Genomic DNA, 17907 nt, shown 5'->3' on the forward strand with positions numbered 1-17907 from the left:
ATCTGCATTCTGGTGTTTCTTTCATGCGGGCTTTTCTGCTGTTTTTCTTTCTCGTGTTCAGTGCTTCGGCAAGCTTTGCCGACACGCGCTGTGACGCCCATGTGCCGGTGCAACGTGCCGAAATCGGCGAACTGAGCCTGGTCTACCAGAGCGTCGGCGCGCCCCGCGATCCGGCCTTGCTGCTGGTGATGGGCCTGGGCGGGCAGCTCATCCATTGGCCGGACGATGTCGTCGAGGCGTTGTGCCGCCAGGGCTTCCGGGTCATTCGCTACGACAACCGCGATGTCGGCCTGTCGCGCTGGAACCAGCTGCCACCCTCGGCCAACCTCACGGTCGAACTGTTGCGCTACAAGCTGGGCCTGCCGGTCGCCGCGCCTTATACCTTGACCGACATGGCGAACGATGGCCTGCAGCTGATGGATGTGCTGGGCATTCGCCAGTTCCATGTGCTGGGCGTGAGCATGGGCGGGATGATCGCCCAGCACCTGGCAGCCATGGCGCCTGAGCGGGTGCGTAGCCTGACCCTGGTGATGTCCAGTTCGGGGGCGGCAGGGCTGCCCGCGCCGGATCCGGCCCTGGTGCAGCTGCTGGCGCGGCGCAGTGCACCGAGTCGAGAAGTGGCCATCGAGCAGCAGGCGGACTTGTTGGCAGCCTTGGGCAGCCCACAAGTACATGATGATCGGGCTGTGCTGCTGCAGCAGGCGGCGGTGGCCTATGACCGGGCATTCAACCCCGAGGGTGCGAAGCGTCAGATCATGGCGATCCTGGCCGAGCCGAGCCGGGTGCAGTTGCTGAATGGGTTGCGGGTACCGACGCTGGTGGTGCATGGCACGGCCGATCCGCTGTTGCCGGTGATGCACGGGGTGCACCTGGCGGCGCATATCCAGGGCAGTCAGTTGCGGTTGATTCCGGGGTTGGCACATCGCTTCCAGGAGCCGTTCAAGGCACCATTGCTGGCGGCGGTGCTGCCTTATCTGCAGTCACATCGGCAGGATGTCACCCATATTGCCGGGCTTTGAATCGGCGTCGCCTGCTTCGCGGGCAAGCCCGCTCCCACAAGTTCAGCGCCGCTTTGAGCACAACGCTGTACCTGTGGGAGCGGGCTTGCCCGCGAAGCAGGCGACACCGATTGATCAACCAAGCCCGTACTTCTTCACCTTGTCGAACAGGGTTGTCTTGGCCATCCCCAGTTCCTGGCTGGCCTGGCTGAGGTTGCCGCCGGTGCGCTGCAAGGCATCGCTGAGCAGGTTGCGCTCGAACGCTTCCACCGCCTCGGCAAACCCGACCCCCTGGCTGGCACCGCTGCTCGGCCCCTTCTTGAAAGCCGGCAATCCCAGGGCAAAACGCTCGGCCACATTGCGCAACTCGCGCACGTTGCCCGGCCAGTCGTGGGCCATCAGCCGCGACAAGGTCTGGCTGTCCAGCGTCGGCGCTTCACGGTCGAAACGCAGCGCCGACTGCTGCAGGAAGTGCTCGAACAGTTGCAGGATGTCTTCCCGGCGCTCGCGCAGCGGTGGCAGCTCAAGGGTCACCACGTTCAGGCGGTAATACAGGTCGCTGCGGAACTGCCCGGTCTGGCCGAGCGCGTCGAGGTCGGATTTGGTAGCCGCGATCACCCGGCAATCCACCGCAATGCTCTGGTTCGAGCCCAGGCGCTCCAGGGTGCGTTCCTGCAGCACGCGCAGCAGCTTGATCTGCAGGTTGATCGGCATGCTTTCCACTTCGTCGAGGAACAGCGTGCCGCCGTTGGCGTGTTCGATCTTGCCGATGCGGCGCTTGCCGGCGCCGGTGAAGGCGTTGGCTTCGTGGCCGAAGATTTCGCTTTCGAACAGGTTTTCTGGCAGGCCGCCGCAGTTCAGCGCCACGAACGGTTGGCCCTGGCGCCGGCTGAAGTCGTGCAGGCAGCGGGCGACCAGCTCCTTGCCGGTGCCGGTTTCACCTTCGATCAGCACGTTGGCCGAGGTATCGGCGACGTTGGCGATCAGTTCGCGCAGGTGCTCCATGGCTGGCGAGCGGCCGATGATGCGGCCCTCCAGGCTGCTTTGTTCGGCCAGTTGCCGGCGCAGCGCCACCACTTCGCGGGACAGCCCGCGCTGCTCCAGCGCACGGCGCACCACGTCGACCAGGCGCTCGGGCGAAAAGGGCTTTTCCATGAAGTCGTAGGCGCCATTGCGCATGGCGCCGACCGCCATGTCGATATCGCCGTGGCCGGTGATCAGCACCACCGGCAAGCTGCGGTCGCGGGCCTTGAGGCGGTTGAGCAGCTCCAGGCCATCGATGCCGGGCAAGCGGATATCGCTGACGACGATCCCGGCAAAATCATCGCCGATGCGTTCCAGGGCCTGTTCGGCACTGCCGACCCCTTCGCAGGCGATATCCTCCAGGGCCAGCGCCTGCTGGCAGCCGAGCAGCACATGCGGGTCGTCTTCGACGATCAGGACGGTAAGTGGCGCTGGGTTCATGGTTGCTCTGCCGATTCGCTGGGGGGCGTGACCAAGGGGAGGGCGAGGACGAAGGCCGTGCCGCCCGTGGCGGGGTGCTCGACGTTCAGGCTGCCCTTGGCGGCGGCGGCAAGGCTCGCCGACAGGGTCAGCCCCAGGCCCAGGCCATGTTCGCCCGGCTTGGTGGTGAAGAAGGGTTCGAACAGGTGCTTGCGTGCCTCGGCATCGATGCCGTGGCCATTGTCGCGCACCTGCAGGCGGTACTTGTCGCCTTGCTGTTCACCTTCGAGCCAGAGTTCCGGCAGGGGCACGCAGGCCATGGCGTCGAGGGCGTTGCCGATCAGGTTGACCAGGATCTGCTCGAGGCGGGTCTGGTCGATCGCCAGTTGCTGGTCGTCGAACTGGCGGTGCAATTGCAGGTGGCAGCCGCTGATGCGTTCGCTCAACACCTGCAGCGTGGCGTCAACCGCTTTGGCCAGCGAAGCCTGGCCGCTGTCGTCGCCGCGGCGGGCAAACGAACGCAGGCTGGCGGTGATGCGGCCCATGCGGTCGATCAGGTCGTTCATGGTGCGCAGGTTGGTGCTGGCGGTTTCAAGCGCGCCACGTTCGAGGAAACGCACGGTATTGCCGGACAGTGTGCGCAGCGCCGCCAGCGGCTGGTTGAGCTCGTGGGCGATGCTGGTGGACATCTGCCCGATCGCCGCCAGCTTGCCGGCCTGGACCAGCTCGTCCTGGGCCTGGCGCAAGGTCTGCTCGGCGTGGCGGCGTTCGCGGATCTGGCCCTTGAGCCGTTCGTTGCTGGCGCGCAAGTCGGCGGTGCGGTCGGCGATGCGCCGCTCCAGCTGGCTGTTGGCTTCTTCCAGCGCTTCACGGGCGGCCAGGCGGGTGGCAATCACCTTGCGTCGTTCGTTCCAGGCAATGCCGAGGATCGTCAGCAAGGCGAAGGCCACGGCGACCAGGATGCCCTGCACCATGGATTCGCGGCGCAGGTCCTGCAGCGGGGTGAGCAGGGTGAAGTGCCAGGGGGTATCGACCAGGCGCCGGGTCTGTGCCAGGTAGGCCACCTCATGGGGCTTGCCCTGGCCGGTTTCACTGTTGGCCGGGAAGGTCAGTTTCTCCACGCCATCGGCCAGGGTCTCGCGGGCCAGCGGCTGCAATTCGTTCAGTGGCCACCAGTAGTATTGCAGGCTGCGCGCCAGGCGCTCCTTGATCTGCGGGGTCAGCGGGCGCACCGATTTCAGGCGCCGGGCCGGGTCGCTGGAAAGGATGATGATGCCATTCTCATCGCTGACGAAGGCTTCCAGGCGGGCGCGTTGCCAGCGCTCCTCGAGGGTGTCCAGGCGTACCTTGATCACTGCGACGCCGATGACCTTGCCGTGTTCTTCCAGGCCATGGGCCAGGTAGTAGCCGGCCTCGCCGGTCGTGCTGCCGATACCATAGAAGCGACCTGGCTCGCCGCGCACGGCCGTCTGGAAATAGGCACGGAACGACAGGTCTTCGCCAAGGAACGAGTCGGCATCGCGCCAGTTGCTGGTGGCCTGCACACGGCCATTGGTATCGAGGACGAAAATTGCGCGGCTGCGGCTACGGCGGTTCAGCCCTTCGAGGTATTCATTGACGGTCTGCCGGTTGGCACCGTCGGGGTCGGTGAGCAGCTGCGAGACACTGTCTTCGAGTTCGAGCAGGCTCGGCAGGTAGGTGTACTTGCTGATTTCGCTCTCGACCGTGCGCGCATGCAGCTCCAGCGCGCGCTCGCCACTTTCGCTGAGTGTGCGGATGCCGTTGCTCTCGCTGACCAGATAGCCGGCAAGCCCTAGGCCGATCATCAGCAGGATGATCAGGGGCGGCAGCAGCAATTGACGGATCAGGCGGGATTTCACGGCAGGCTTGGCAGGGAGAAGAAGCGAGGGATCGCATTTCATCACAGTGGCCTTGTCACGGCCAGCATCCGCTGCCGGGCGAGCCCGGGCAGCGGTGCCGTTGTTGCCGAATCAGTGTTGCAGGATTTTGCTGAGGAAGTGCTGGGTGCGTTCGTGGCGGGCGCTCGGGTTGCCGAAGAAGTCTTCCTTCTGGCAGTCCTCGATGATGTTGCCCTTGTCCATGAAGATCACCCGGTTGGCCACTTTACGGGCGAAGCCCATTTCGTGGGTCACGCACATCATGGTCATGCCTTCGTGGGCCAACTCGACCATCACGTCCAGTACTTCGTTGACCATTTCAGGGTCCAGCGCCGAGGTCGGTTCGTCGAACAGCATGACGATCGGGTCCATCGACAGCGCGCGGGCAATCGCCACACGCTGCTGCTGGCCGCCGGACAGCTGGCCGGGGTGCTTCTTGGCGTGGGCGCCAAGGCCGACACGGTCGAGCAGGGCCAGGCCCTTCTTGGTCGCTTCCGCCTCGCTGCGGCCGAGCACCTTGCGCTGGGCGATGGTCAGGTTCTCGGTGATGCTCAGGTGCGGGAACAGTTCGAAGTGCTGGAACACCATGCCCACCCGCGAACGCAGCTTGGGCAGGTTGGTCTTGGGGTCGGCGATCGAGGTGCCATCGACCACGATGTCGCCTTTCTGGAACGGTTCCAGGGCGTTGACGCACTTGATCAGGGTCGACTTGCCCGAGCCCGATGGGCCGCAGACCACAACCACTTCACCCTTCTTGACCTCGGTGCTGCAGTCGGTCAGCACCTGGAAGTCGCCGTACCACTTGTTGACGTTCTTGATGGAAATCATACGGTGATCCTTTTTTGCAGGCGCTTGACCAGCCACGAAGCGGAGAAGCTGATGACGAAGTACACGACCCCGGCGAAGATCAGGAACTCATGGGAGCGTCCGATGATGTCGCCGTTGGAGCGTGCCGAGTTGAGGAAGTCCACCAGGCCCACGGTGTACACCAGCGAGGTGTCCTGGAACAGGATGATGCTCTGCTGCAGCAGCAGCGGGGTCATCTTGCGGAAGGCCTGGGGCAGGATGATCAGGCGCATGGTCTGGCCGTAAGTCATGCCCAGGGCCTGGGCGGCGCCCATCTGGCCCTTGGAGATCGACTGCACGCCGGCACGGACGATTTCGCAGAAGTACGCGGCCTCGAACATCATGAACGCCACCACGCACGAGGTGAAGGCACCCACCGGGGTGTCCTCGCCAGTGATCCAGCGCAGCACGAAGGGCACGGCCAGGTAGAACCAGGTGATCACCAGCAGCAGCGGGATCGAGCGGAAGTAGTTGACGTAGGCACCGGCCACGCGCGACAGCAGCTTGCTCGACGACAGGCGCATCAAGGCCAGGATGGTGCCCAGCACGATGCCGCCGACCACGCCCATGACCATCAGTTGCAGGGTCATGAGCATGCCTTCCCAGAGGGCAGGCAGGGCCGGGATGATTTCGCTGAAATCCATGTCCATTTACTTGCCCCCCACGGAGATCAGGCCAGGCACGGCGACTTTCTTCTCGACCATGCGCATCAGCAGCATCAGGCCCATGTTCAGGGTGAAGTAGATCAGCGTGGCCAGGGTGAAGGCCTCGAACAGGTTGGCCGAGAATTCGGCGGTCTGCTTGGTCTGGGCCAGCAGTTCCATCAGGCCGATCAGCGAGGCCACCGAGGAGTTCTTGAACACGTTCAGGAATTCCGAGGTGAGCGGCGGAATGATGATCCGGTAGGCCTGCGGCAGCAGCACGTTGTTGTAGATCTGCGGCAGGCTGAAGCCCATGGCGCGGGCGGCGGCTTCCTGGCCGCGGGGCAGCGCCTGGATACCGGTGCGTACCTGCTCGCAGACGCGGGCGGCGGTGAACAGGCCCAGGCAGATGACCACGCTGATCAGCGCCGAAGTGGTCGGGTTGAGGTCCTGCTTGAACCATTCCTGCAGGCCTTCGGGCAGCAGGTCCGGCACCAGGAAGTACCAGATGAACAGTTGCACCAGCAGCGGCACGTTGCGGAACAGTTCCACATAGGCGGTGGCGATGCCCGATACCAGACGGTTCGGCACGGTCCGCATGACGCCGAGGACCGACCCCAGCAGCAATGCGATGATCCAGGCGGTGATGGCGATGGCGATGGTCCAGCCCAGACCGGTGATGTACCAGTCCAGATAGGTCTCGCTGCCCACGCCGGTGGACTTGAAGAACACGCCCCAGTCCCAGTTGTAATTCATCGGGATTTCCCCTCAGACGGTTGTTTCACGGGCACCTTCGAGCATCCAAGGGCGCTGGGCGCCCTCGGATGAAAGGGTAGACACTAATACGTGGCCTGTCGGTTCAATCGTGTGCGGATGCGCACCAGGCCACTATTGGCTGAGGATCAGGACTTCTTCTCGTCCGCCGCCTTGTCGGTCGGCTCGGCGATCAGTTTCTTCAGCTCGTCGCTCATCTTGAACTGAAGGTTCAGGCCTTTTGGCGGGATCGGCTGCTGGAACCATTTGTCATAGCTCTTGTTGACTTCGCCCGACTTGAAGTACCCGACGATGGCGTCATCGACCGCTTTCTTGAAGGCCGCGTCATCCTTGCGCACCATGCAGCCGTAGATTTCGTACGACTGCGGGGTACCGGTGATGACCCAGTCCGACGGCTTGCGTGCCTTGGCCATTTCGCCGGCGAGCAGCGCGTCGTCCATCATGAAGGCCACGGCGCGGCCGCTTTCGAGCATGTTGAAGGCTTCACCGTGGTCCTTGGCGGAAATCACGTTCATCTTCATCTGCTTGTCGGCGTTCATCGCCTTGAGCAGGCGCTCGGATGTGGTGCCGGCGGTGGTCACCACGTTCTTGCCGGCCAGGTCCGGGAAATCCTTGTAGGCCGGCTGACCGTCCTTGACCTTGGTCAGCAGACGGGTACCGACTTCAAAGATGCCTACGGTGAAGCCGACTTGCTGCTGGCGCTCGACGTTGTTGGTGGTGGAGCCGCACTCAAGGTCCACGGTGCCGTTCTGCACCAGCGGGATGCGGGTCTGGGAGGTGACCAGGTTGTACTTGACCTTGATGTCGGTACCCAGTTGCTTCTTCAGGGCATCGACCACGGCCAGCTGGATGTCGTGGGAGTAGCCCACGGGCGTTTGACCGCCGGCCAGGTAGGAAAACGGAATGGAAGAGTCGCGGTGGCCCAGGGTGATGGTGCCCGAGTCCTTGATCTTCTTCAGGGTACCGGTCAGTTCTTCAGCCATGGCTGGCGAAGCGATGATCGCGGCGGCGATGGTTGCGCCCAACAGGTGACGAACGATACGCATCAAATTTTCCTCGACGTGTTTGTTTTTTTTATGGAGCCGTTGGCGGACTCTTCGTTCAACGAATACAACAAGAAGCGAGTGCATTCGGCTACCAAGTGTAGAGCATGAGTCGTGCCAAGCTCTGGGATCGATCATAACGTCGCATGTTCTGCGGGGAGCAAGCCATTTTTCGTGATCCTGTGCAGCCATGTGCTTACGGGTTTCCGAACGGATGGATTGCCTGCGTTCGGAAACCCGAATGGCTGATCTATCTACCGCGAGGGTGACCAGGGCGCGTGCTCAGATCGGGGTTTTCCTGTTTGGAGATCCCACCGTGGCGGTGAATCCTGTTTTTCCTGCAACGTCCGTCGACCATCTCATCGAGCGAAACCTGCCCCGATGGCTCACGGGGGCCGAGGCTGAGCACGCCCAGGCCTACCATCAGGCATTGGTGGCGCAGCAACGGTACGCCGAGCATCTTCGACAGCTATTGAAGCCTGTGCCGTCCATCGAGGCATTCGCGTTGCCTCGCCTTGAGAAAGCCCTGCTTGAAGCCGGGCTTGGGCATGTCGACCCCCGGCAGGCATTTGTCTCGATCAATGAACAGTTCGAGCTGCCGTCCGCCGCCGAGAAGCTCTACAAACCCACGGTCACCTACACCTCCCGGCACAGTTTGCTCGCCGCTGCGCTGCACAACTTCCAGGATCATGAAACCAAGCCTTGGCTGCGGCGTAAGGCCAGTCTGAACGGCGGCCCGGGAGCTGTGCTGGCGCTATCGTTCGAGCGTTTTGCCGGCATCTGTCGCCGCCTGGACATCGGTGCGGGTTATCAGGCGGTACTCAGGAGTGTGCTGCAGCCCAAATCCGGCCGCGGTCAGCCTTGGGACCAGGCTCGCCGGCGGGTTGAGCAGCTGTTTCAGGACTGTCTGCGTGCTCGCCTGAGGGCCGAGGTGTACGAGGCCAGGATCAAGCGACAGATCGATGAAGCAGACCTGCAGCGCCTGCTCGCCTATCTCGCCGGGCCCGAACCGGGGGTAGACGCCAAGGGAAGCTTCACTGCGCGTCAGCTCTATCTGCTCGGCAAGTGCATCGTTGGCGTGATCGCCCTGGAATGGCGAGTGGCCGGCAGCGATGCAATCGATGAAATCTTCGTCTGGATGCCGGGCGATCCGGACAAAGCCATCCGTCATTACGATTGCTGGTCAGACGTCTATGCGGACATCGCCATACGCTTGCGTGTGCCCACGTTCCGCAGCGGGTTCAGCCGCTTCATCAAGGCTCGTGACCGTGCCGGGTTCGATCAGGCGCTCAACCGGTTGCTCAAGGCATCGGCTGCGCCGGCAGTGATTGAGCTCGATGGCCGCAACCTGCCCATCACCGTTGATGCTTTCGCCCATGCTCAAGCGCAGCAGGTTGCCAGGATTTTCGACGATGCGCGCTTCATCGCAGTGCCGACGGATGATGAAGATCGCCAGAGCCGGCAGGAGCGCTTGCAGCAGATGCAGTCGGCCGGCCTGGACCTGTTGGGCATGGCGGCATTCTTCGTTCCTGGGCTGGGTGAGTTGATGTTGCTTGTTAACGCCGTTCAGTTGCTGGACGAAGTCTACGAAGGTTACCAAGCCTGGCAGCTGGGTGATCGCCAGGGAGCACTGAATCATTTGTTCGGCGTGGTCGAGAGCGTGGCGCTGGCAGGGGCGGTGTCGGGCGCGGTGCATGTACTGCCGCGTATTGCATTCGTCGACGCGCTGGAGCCTGGGATGGCGGCTGATGGCACAGTGAAGCTCAGGCATCCCAGCCAGCGCGCGCATCTGGAAGAAAGCCCGGTAGCACTGTTGCAAGTGCTTGCCCCACAAGTGTTTGGCAGCGTGCTGGAGGATGATGCCCGCACCTTGCTGACGGTCACTGGTTTCAACGCTGAGAAGGTGCGCCGTCTGTGTGTGGAACACGCCCCGGCCCCGGCCCGGATTCTGGACATGCATGAGCGCATTGGCCTGCACCATGCTTCGCCATCGCTCAAAGGCGCAGCGTTCGAAGAGGCTCTGGGCGGTCTGCGCCAGGCGGCTGACCCAGACCAGGCGGTGCTGATGGCGGCTTTCAAGGGCCTGACGCCACGTGGGGCCGAAGAAATCATCCGGCACACCTGTTCAGCGCAGCTGGAGAATTTGCGTGCCACTGGGCGAGTACCACTGGGCATGGCGGAACGGGCGCGCGCTCATGTTCGCCAAACCCGCCTGGACAATGCTTGCCTGGGCGTGCGCCTGCATGGCATGGCTAGCCCGGACAGCGAGAGGCTGGTCATGGGGCTTCTGGCGCACAAAGCGCCGTGGCCCTCCACTAACCCGGTAGAGCTGCGTTCTGGCAGCCGTGAAGGCCCATTGCTGTTTGCCAGCCACGCAGAACCGGCTGCAAAGCCCCGGCTCATCGTGCGTCACGAGCAAGGATACAGCCTCTATGACGGCGATGGCTCACTCGACGTCGGTGCTGGCGAGTCGCTGCTCAAGGCCCTCGTTCTTTGCCTGGACGATGATCAGAAGGCCGTGTTGAGTTCAACAAGCCTGAGTGCCAGGCAGTTGCGTGACTGGCTGATGGCGACCATTGCGGCCGACCGAGAACAGGCAGGGCGGTTGATCGGCCTTGCCCCCTCAGGCGCAGCGATCCGTCCGCCCAGGCGTTTCGGTGACGGGCATCTGGGTTACCGGCTGAGTGGCGGGGGGGAGAGTAGCCAGCAGGCGATCAGACGCGGCATCCACCAGATCTTCCCGGCACTCAGCGAACTGCAGTTGCAGGCCTACCTGAATGCCGTGCGGGCGCAAGGCCATAACTTGTGGGATCACTACCAACTGCTGCAACGCCAGCTTGCCGAACTGCGCGGGGCCCTGAGTGAATGGCAGGGGCAATGGCGGACGCCAGCCGATGCCATCAGGCGACGTCGCGTCGCCGATACCTTGCGTCGCAGCTGGCGGCGAAAACTGGTCGATGTCAATGACGAGTACGAGTTGGTGCTGGACGGTGAGCATGTCAGCGAATTGCCGACATTGCCCGCAGGTTTGGAGTTTGCCCATGTACATCGGCTGGTCCTGCGTAACATGAACCTGGAGAGCATCGCCCCGGACTTCCTCGGGCGTTTTCCTAACCTGGTCGAACTGGACCTCAGCGAAAATCGCCTTACCCAAGTGCCACCTGGCATCGAGGGGCTCACTCACCTGCGGCGTCTGAACCTCACCAGCAATCAAATCGTGATCGATGAGCAGGCCAATCTCCGTTTTGCCCCGCTCGCTCTGCTCGATACCGTCGAGCTCAGTTTCAATCCGTTGGGGCAAGCGCCTGATCTCTCGGGTTTGCGGCACGTGCGGCAGTTGCATCTGCGGGCGACGGAGCTGGTCGATGTCCAAGAGCTGCTCTCGCGTGCCTCCTGGCGAGCGATGATCGACGCGCGAGAAAACCGGATTCGCCAATTGCAGCAAGAAGTGCAGGGGTTGGATCTGCGACTGGCGCGTATTCAGCTGCATGACAATCCGTTGAACCAGACCAGCCACGAACAGCTCGACCGGAGGCACGCAGGTGTCCTGCCTGGCGCTCGGGGCAGTGCATCATACAAGCACCGGGAAGCCGGCGGCGAGGTGCGTGAACTGTGGACGCATACCCGCGACCGGTCGCTTCGCCTGCAGCGCGAAGCGTCCTGGGACCGGTTGCGCCAGGAGGCGGGGTCGAACGATCTTTTTCGCTTCCTGGCCGATCTGGGGCAGGGTGATGATTTTGCCGAGCACCCCGGGCACTTCCGGCGACGGGTATGGCGCATTCTGGATGCCTGTGAGCACAACGAGACGCTACGCGAGCAGATCTTTCGTGAGGTGGGAGGGCCGCGCAGTTGCGAGGACCGCTTGCTGTTGATGCTAAACCAGCTGGAAATCGGTGTATTGGTGCAGCAGGGGGTTAGCGGCGTGCCGGCCAACCAGGTGGAGCAGAGCCTGGTACGCCTGGGCCGGCAGCTGCACCGCCTGGATCTGGTCGACTCGATCGCCACTAGGCAGGTGCAGCACATGCGTGCCAATACGACAGGCAGGGTCGATGAAATCGAAGTGAGGCTGTTGTACCGCAACCAGCTGGCGCAGGCACTGGAACTGCCAGTTCAGGTAGAGGACATGCATTATGCCCAGTACGCCAATGTAACGGACGATGACCTGCTCGCGGCGCAGCTGGACGTCCTTCAGGCCGAAACGCCAGAAGAGATCCAGCAGACGCTGGCGCAGCGGCCTTTCTGGGCCAGCTACGCCAGGCAGCGCTACGCCGAGCGTTTCGATGCGCTGGCGGAGCCTTATCATCAGCGTCTTGCCGAATATGAAGCGCAAGCTGCCAGCGACGGCGAGCAGCTCTATCTGCAGAGGGCTGATGAGTTGATGCGTGAACTGGAAGCCGCCGAGCAGCAGCTGCTGAGGACGCTGGCGGAAGAAGCCTGGGCGCGATTACCCGGTTGAAGCCGGTCGCCGCCTGCGTTGCGTGGCGGCGACCCTGTTCGCTCATGCCGCGCGAGTTGCAGCCTGGCTTGTGCGCTTGTCGTCCAGGTATTGCACCAGTGCCTGCTGCTCTGCGGCGCTGGTGAACAGGCCAAGCTTGGTGCGGCGCCAGAGGATGTCATCGGCGCTGCCGGCCCATTCATGCTCGACCAGGTAATCCACTTCACGGCCGAACAGGCCGCCGCCGATCGATTGGCCCAGGCCCTCCGGGCCTTGCACACCTTCCAGCAGCTGCCACACGCGGCTGCCGTAGGTGACTGCCCAGCGCCTGGCGATATCCACCGGCAGCCAGCCGCAACGGGCCAGCACGGCATCGACCAAGGCTTGCACGGTGCTCATCTGCTCACCGCCTGGCAGTGGCGAGGCGGCGGTCCAGCTGCCGCGCATCTGCGGGAAGTGAGGCTTGAGCTCGGCCATGGCCGACTCTGCCAGCTTGCGGTATGTCGTCAGTTTGCCACCGAACACCGACAGCAAAGGCGCCTGCCCTTCACTGGCGGACAGCGCCAGGGTGTAGTCGCGGGTCACGGCCGAAGGGTTGTCCGATTCATCGTTGCACAGCGGGCGTACCCCGGAATAGGTATGGACGATGTCGCTGCGCTGGAGTTGATGGTTGAAGTGCTCATTGACAACCTTCAGCAGGTAATCGGTTTCCTGCTCGGTGATGGCGACCTTGGCAGGGTCGCCACTGTATTCGCGGTCGGTGGTGCCAATCAGGGTAAAGCGGTCGAGGTAAGGAATGCAGAACACGATGCGCTGGTCTTCGTTCTGCAGGATGTAGGCATGTTCGCCGTCATACAGCCGCGGCACGATGATGTGGCTGCCCTGGATCAGGCGGATACCGTAAGGGGCATCGAGCTTGAGGTCGTCCTTGATGAAGCTGGCGACCCAAGGGCCGGCGGCGTTGACCAGGGCGCGGGCGCGAATGGTCTGCAGGCTGCCATCGGCATGCTGCAACTCGACCTGCCACACGCCATTCACGCGCTCGGCACGCAGGCAGCGGGTGCGAGTGCGGATGTGCGCACCCTGCTCGCGGGCGGCCATGGCGTTGAGCACCACCAGGCGGGCATCGTCCACGGCGCAGTCGGCATATTCGAAGCCACGGGTGATCGACGGTTTCAGCGGGTAGCCCGGGCCGAAGCGCAGGCTGCGCGAGGCGCCCAGGCGCTTGCGCTTGCCCAGGTGGTCGTAGAGGAACAGGCCGGCACGGATCATCCAGGCCGGGCGCAGGTGCGGGCGGTGCGGGAGCACGAAACGCATCGGCTTGACGATGTGCGGGGCCTTGGCCAGCAATACCTCACGCTCGGCCAGGGCTTCGCGAACCAGGCGAAATTCATAGTGCTCCAGGTAGCGCAGGCCGCCGTGGATCAACTTGCTGCTGGCCGAAGAGGTGTGCTGGGCGAGGTCGTCCCGCTCACAGAGAAACACGCTGAGCCCGCGCCCGGCGGCGTCGGCAGCAATGCCCACACCATTGATGCCACCGCCGATCACGGCGAGGTCATAGCAGTCGGCGAGGGGGGGCTGGGACGAAACGGGCTGGGACACGGGCAAGGCCTCCTGGGGGCTGTTCACATCGAATATGAACATTGATGTTCGTTTCCGAAAATACTAGCGCAACAGAAAGCCAGTCGCCAGTCAGTCTTTATAGAAAAAACTGATCGGATGACAAAAAAGTGAACAATTACGAAAATGGCGGGCCGCCTGGCGGCCCGTGAACCGTTCAGACCACGTCGAGGCGGATCTTGTACTGGTTCAGCAGCTGGGTGAGGGCAGGCGTAGGCGCCTGGTCGGTCACCAGGCAATCGACCAGGCTGATCGAGCCCAGGCGTACCATGGCATTGCGCCCGAACTTGCTGGAGTCGGCGGCGAGGATGACTTGCCGGGCGTTGGCGATGATCGCCTGGGACACCCGCACCTCCTGGTAATCGAAGTCGAGCAGGCTACCGTCTTCATCGATGCCGCTGATGCCGACCAGGGCGAAGTCGACCTTGAACTGGTGGATGAAGTCGACGCTGGCCTGGCCGACCACCCCGCCATCGCGGCGTACCGTGCCACCCGCCACCAACACCTCGAAGTCGTCCTTGGCCGCGAGAATCGCCGCCACGTGCAGGTTGTTGGTGATGACCTTCAAGTGGTTGTGATTGAGCAGCGCCCGGGCAATCGACTCGGTGGTGGTGCCGATGTTGATGAAAAGCGACGCATGGTCGGGAATCTGCTTGGCCACGGCTTCGGCGATGCGCTGTTTTTCATCGCGCATCTGGTCGGCGCGCATGGCGTAGGCGGTGTTCTCGATGCTCGAATCATAGGCCGCACCGCCGTGGTAGCGACGCAGCAGGTTGAGCTCGGCGAGCTGGTTGATGTCGCGGCGGATGGTTTGCGGGGTGACGACGAACAGCTGCGCCATTTCTTCGATGCTGACGTAGCCGCGGTCGCGCACCAGCTCGAGGATTTGTTGTTGGCGTGGGGGCAGATTCATGGGCGGTCCTTTGGGGCTGCCGGACAAATTCTGCAATGATGCCGTAGGAAGGGGACTACGGCCAGTAGAGGATGGGGGGCCGGATCGCGGCCCCCCTGTGTGTCACGCCTCGTGATCTTCCCAGTCACGGGTGCGGTCAACGGCCTTCTTCCAGCCGGCATACAGTTTCTCTTTCTGCGCCTCGTCCAGCTGCGGGCTGAACTCGCGCTCGATGATCGCCTTGTCGCGCAGTTCTTCCAGGCCACTCCAGAAGCCACAGGCCAGGCCTGCCAGGTAGGCGGCGCCGAGGGCGGTGGTTTCGCGCATTTTCGGGCGCTCCACGCAAGTGCCGAGGATGTCGGCCTGGAACTGCATGAGGAAGTTGTTGGCCACCGCGCCACCGTCCACGCGCAGTTCCGACAGACGCTCGCCACAGTCCTGCTGCATGGCTTCGAGGACGTCGCGGGTCTGGTAGGCGATCGATTCCAGCGCGGCGCGAATGATGTGGTCGACCTTGACCCCGCGGGTCAGGCCGAACAGGGCGCCACGGGCGTATGGGTCCCAGTATGGCGCACCCAGGCCGGTGAAGGCCGGCACCAGGTACACGCCGTTGCTGTCCTTGACCTTGCTGGCGAAGTATTCGGTGTCCAGTGCGTCGTTGACGATCTTCAGCTCGTCACGCAGCCATTGGACGGTGGAGCCGCCATTGAACACCGCGCCTTCCAGGGCATAGGCCACTTCGCCACGCGGGCCGCAGGCGATGGTGGTGAGCAGGCCGTGGGAGGAGTTCACGGCCTTGTCGCCGGTATTCATCAGCAGGAAGCAGCCGGTGCCGTAGGTGTTCTTGGCCTGGCCCGGCTCCACGCACATCTGGCCGAACAGCGCCGACTGCTGGTCGCCGGCGATACCGGCGATGGCGATACCGCTCTTGGTGTGGCCGTACACTTCCGACGACGGACGCACTTCTGGCAGCATCTGCCGCGGGATGCCGAGGATTTCCAGCAGCGTGTCGTCCCATTGCAGGCTGTGGATGTTGAACATCAGCGTGCGCGAGGCGTTGGTGTAGTCGGTGACATGCACCTTGCCGCCGGAGAACTTCCAGATCAGCCAGGTATCGATGGTGCCGAACAGCAGCTCGCCGCGCTCGGCGCGTTCGCGGGCGCCTTCGACGTTATCGAGGATCCACTTCAGCTTGGTGCCGGAGAAGTACGGGTCGGTGACCAGGCCGGTGGCTTCGCGGATGTACGCCTCATGGCCATCGCGCTTGAGCTGGGCGCAGATCTCGGTACTGCGGCGGCACTGCCAGACGATGGCGTTGTACACCGGGCGGCCGGTTTCCTTGTCCCACACCACGGTGGTCTCACGCTGGTTGGTGATGCCCAGCGCGGCAACCTGCGCATGACTGATACCGGCCTGGGCCAGGGCCTCGACCATGGTCGCGCTCTGGGTGGCGAAGATCTCCATCGGGTCGTGCTCGACCCAGCCAGCCTGTGGGTAGTGTTGAGCGAACTCGCGCTGCGAGGTACCCACCACATTGGCATCGCGGTCGAAGATGATCGCCCGCGAGCTGGTGGTGCCCTGGTCCAGGGCGATGATGTAGTTCTTATCCTGGGTGTCTGTCATGGTCGTAGGCCTTGCATAAAGAGGAGTTCAGGGCGTGAGCATCAGTTGGCTTGAGTATCGCCCTGGCGATTGTCGGTTGTCTCGGCGCTTGTGCCTTGCGCCGTCGGCAGGTTGCGGGCGATAAGGCCGCGATAGGTCGCGGCACCCAGGCAAGCGCCGAGGATCGGTGCGAACACCGGTACCAGGAAATACGGAATGTCCCGACCGCCAGTGAAGGCGATTTCGCCCCAGCCAGCCAGGAAGGTCATCAACTTTGGCCCGAAATCACGGGCGGGATTCATCGCGAAGCCGGTCAGTGGGCCCATGGCACTGCCGATCACGGCGATCAGCAGGCCGATCAGCAACGGCGCCATGGCGCCGCGCGGCAAGCCGTTGTTGTCATCGGTCAGGGCCATGATCACGGCCATCAGGATGGCGGTGATCACCACTTCGACCAGGAACGCCTGGCCAGTGGAAAGTGATGGGTGCGGATAGGTCGAGAACACCGAGGCCAGCTCGAGGCTCTGGGTGCTGCCACGCAGCATGGCGTGGGCCTGTTCGAAATCGAAGAACAGGTTGCTGTAGAGGGTATAGACCAGCGCCGCTCCACAGAATGCCCCGGCGATCTGGGCCAGTGCATAGAACGGCAGCTTGCGCTTGTCGAAGCCGGCGAACAGGGTCAGCGCGATGCTCACGGCCGGGTTCAGGTGTGCGCCGGAAATGCCAGCGGTGAAGTAGATCGCCATGCTCACGCCGACGCCCCAGATGATGCTGATTTCCCAGAGGCCGAAGCTGGCGCCTGCAACTTTGAGCGCGGCGACGCAGCCGGTACCGAAGAAGATCAGCAAGGCGGTGCCGAGAAACTCGGCCAGGCATTGGCTGGACAGCGTAGATTCGCGTAGAGCAGTCGTCATGTATGACCTCGTTGTTTTTGTTGTGAGGCGCGAAGCGCTCGACAGCAAAGCCTGGTGTCTATCCCCATTGACCTCAGGCGGGTGTTGAGAAGCGCACCTTAAAAGTGCACCATTTATTCAGAAACGAAAAAATATAGACAAGAAACGCTGATGTCAAAGGTCGAAAGTGAACGGGTAGTCACGTTTTGGCTGCCTGTTTCACGGGCGGATGCCCGAAGTAGAGCGCGGCGTCAGCCATTGGCTGGCTGGGATCTGGGATTTGCCCTAAAGTAGCCGCGACCTGTCCCAGACCGGAGCATTGCATGACCCCCGCACTCGACCTGTTGAAAAAAGCCCGCGCCGAACATCGCGTGCACAGCTATGAACATGACCCCAAGTCGGCGTCATACGGGCTGGAGGCGGCGGAAAAACTCGGGCTCGATCCGCAGCAGGTGTTCAAGACCTTGCTGGCGAGCAGCGAGAAGGGCGAGCTGCTGGTGGCGGTGGTGCCGGTGGTGGGGACGCTGGACCTCAAGGCCCTGGCCCATGCGGCCGGGGTGAAGAAATGCGAAATGGCCGACCCGGCAGCGGCTCAGCGGGCGACGGGCTATCTGGTGGGCGGGATCAGCCCGTTGGGGCAGAAGAAGCGCCTGCGCACGTTCATCGATGATTCGGCGCACAACTTTGCAACCATCCATGTCAGCGCCGGGCGGCGGGGGCTGGAGGTCGAGTTGGCGGCGGCGGTGCTGGCCGAGCATACCCAGGGCAAATTCGCCGGGATTGGTCGCGGCTGAGATTGCAAGGGGGCCGCAAAGCGGCCCC

Annotated in this window: 13 protein-coding genes; 3 read left to right on the forward strand and 10 right to left on the reverse strand. The window is 63.2% G+C overall.

Annotated elements, in window-relative coordinates:
• Nucleotides 1-23: 23 nt before the first annotated feature.
• Nucleotides 24-1019 (forward strand): alpha/beta fold hydrolase, encoded by a 996-nt coding sequence (locus tag CAF78_RS09705; protein WP_085675214.1) that lies wholly within the window; start codon nt 24-26, stop codon nt 1017-1019.
• Between the two features lie 114 nt (nt 1020-1133).
• On the opposite strand, the gene CAF78_RS09710 is transcribed toward CAF78_RS09705, so the two are convergent.
• From CAF78_RS09710 to CAF78_RS09735, 6 genes are all read right to left on the reverse strand, one after another.
• A complete protein-coding gene (locus CAF78_RS09710) occupies nt 1134-2462 on the reverse strand; it encodes a sigma-54 dependent transcriptional regulator (protein ID WP_085675215.1) in 1329 nt (442 codons plus the stop codon).
• Nucleotides 2459-4363: an ATP-binding protein gene (locus tag CAF78_RS09715; RefSeq protein ID WP_085675216.1), complete on the reverse strand. Its 1905-nt coding sequence runs from the start codon at nt 4361-4363 to the stop codon at nt 2459-2461. The genes CAF78_RS09710 and CAF78_RS09715 overlap by 4 nt, the downstream gene beginning before the upstream one ends.
• Nucleotides 4364-4432: 69 nt before the next feature.
• Nucleotides 4433-5167 (reverse strand): amino acid ABC transporter ATP-binding protein, encoded by a 735-nt coding sequence (locus CAF78_RS09720; RefSeq protein ID WP_003258023.1) that lies wholly within the window; start codon nt 5165-5167, stop codon nt 4433-4435.
• Nucleotides 5164-5835: an amino acid ABC transporter permease gene (locus tag CAF78_RS09725; RefSeq protein ID WP_085675217.1), complete on the reverse strand. Its 672-nt coding sequence runs from the start codon at nt 5833-5835 to the stop codon at nt 5164-5166. The genes CAF78_RS09720 and CAF78_RS09725 overlap by 4 nt, the downstream gene beginning before the upstream one ends.
• Nucleotides 5836-6582, reverse strand: coding sequence for an amino acid ABC transporter permease (locus CAF78_RS09730; RefSeq protein WP_085675218.1), 747 nt, complete (start codon nt 6580-6582; stop codon nt 5836-5838).
• Nucleotides 6583-6728: 146 nt separating this feature from the next.
• Entirely contained in the window at nt 6729-7646 is a 918-nt protein-coding gene (locus CAF78_RS09735) for a glutamate/aspartate ABC transporter substrate-binding protein (protein ID WP_085675219.1), read from the reverse strand.
• Nucleotides 7647-7884: 238 nt separating this feature from the next.
• On the opposite strand from CAF78_RS09735, the gene CAF78_RS09740 reads away from it, so the two are divergent.
• Nucleotides 7885-12099 (forward strand): NEL-type E3 ubiquitin ligase domain-containing protein, encoded by a 4215-nt coding sequence (locus tag CAF78_RS09740; protein ID WP_085675220.1) that lies wholly within the window; start codon nt 7885-7887, stop codon nt 12097-12099.
• Between the two features lie 42 nt (nt 12100-12141).
• On the opposite strand, the gene glpD is transcribed toward CAF78_RS09740, so the two are convergent.
• From glpD to CAF78_RS09760, 4 genes are all read right to left on the reverse strand, one after another.
• Complete coding sequence (glpD, locus tag CAF78_RS09745; RefSeq protein WP_085675292.1) at nt 12142-13680, reverse strand: glycerol-3-phosphate dehydrogenase; 1539 nt, start codon at nt 13678-13680, stop codon at nt 12142-12144.
• A gap of 175 nt (nt 13681-13855) precedes the next feature.
• Nucleotides 13856-14611 (reverse strand): DNA-binding transcriptional repressor GlpR, encoded by a 756-nt coding sequence (glpR, locus tag CAF78_RS09750; protein WP_085675221.1) that lies wholly within the window; start codon nt 14609-14611, stop codon nt 13856-13858.
• A gap of 102 nt (nt 14612-14713) precedes the next feature.
• Nucleotides 14714-16213: a glycerol kinase GlpK gene (glpK, locus tag CAF78_RS09755; RefSeq protein ID WP_085675222.1), complete on the reverse strand. Its 1500-nt coding sequence runs from the start codon at nt 16211-16213 to the stop codon at nt 14714-14716.
• A 41-nt stretch (nt 16214-16254) separates the two neighbouring features.
• A complete protein-coding gene (locus tag CAF78_RS09760; protein WP_085675223.1) occupies nt 16255-17106 on the reverse strand; it encodes an MIP/aquaporin family protein in 852 nt (283 codons plus the stop codon).
• 302 nt (nt 17107-17408) lie between these two features.
• Here CAF78_RS09760 and ybaK point away from each other — a divergent pair, with 302 nt between their 5' ends.
• On the forward strand, nt 17409-17879 hold the full coding sequence (gene ybaK, locus CAF78_RS09765; protein ID WP_085675224.1) for a Cys-tRNA(Pro) deacylase: 471 nt from the start codon (nt 17409-17411) through the stop codon (nt 17877-17879).
• Nucleotides 17880-17907: the final 28 nt, after the last annotated feature.

The organism is Pseudomonas sp. R28(2017) (assembly GCF_002112505.1).
Lineage (GTDB): Bacteria > Pseudomonadota > Gammaproteobacteria > Pseudomonadales > Pseudomonadaceae > Aquipseudomonas.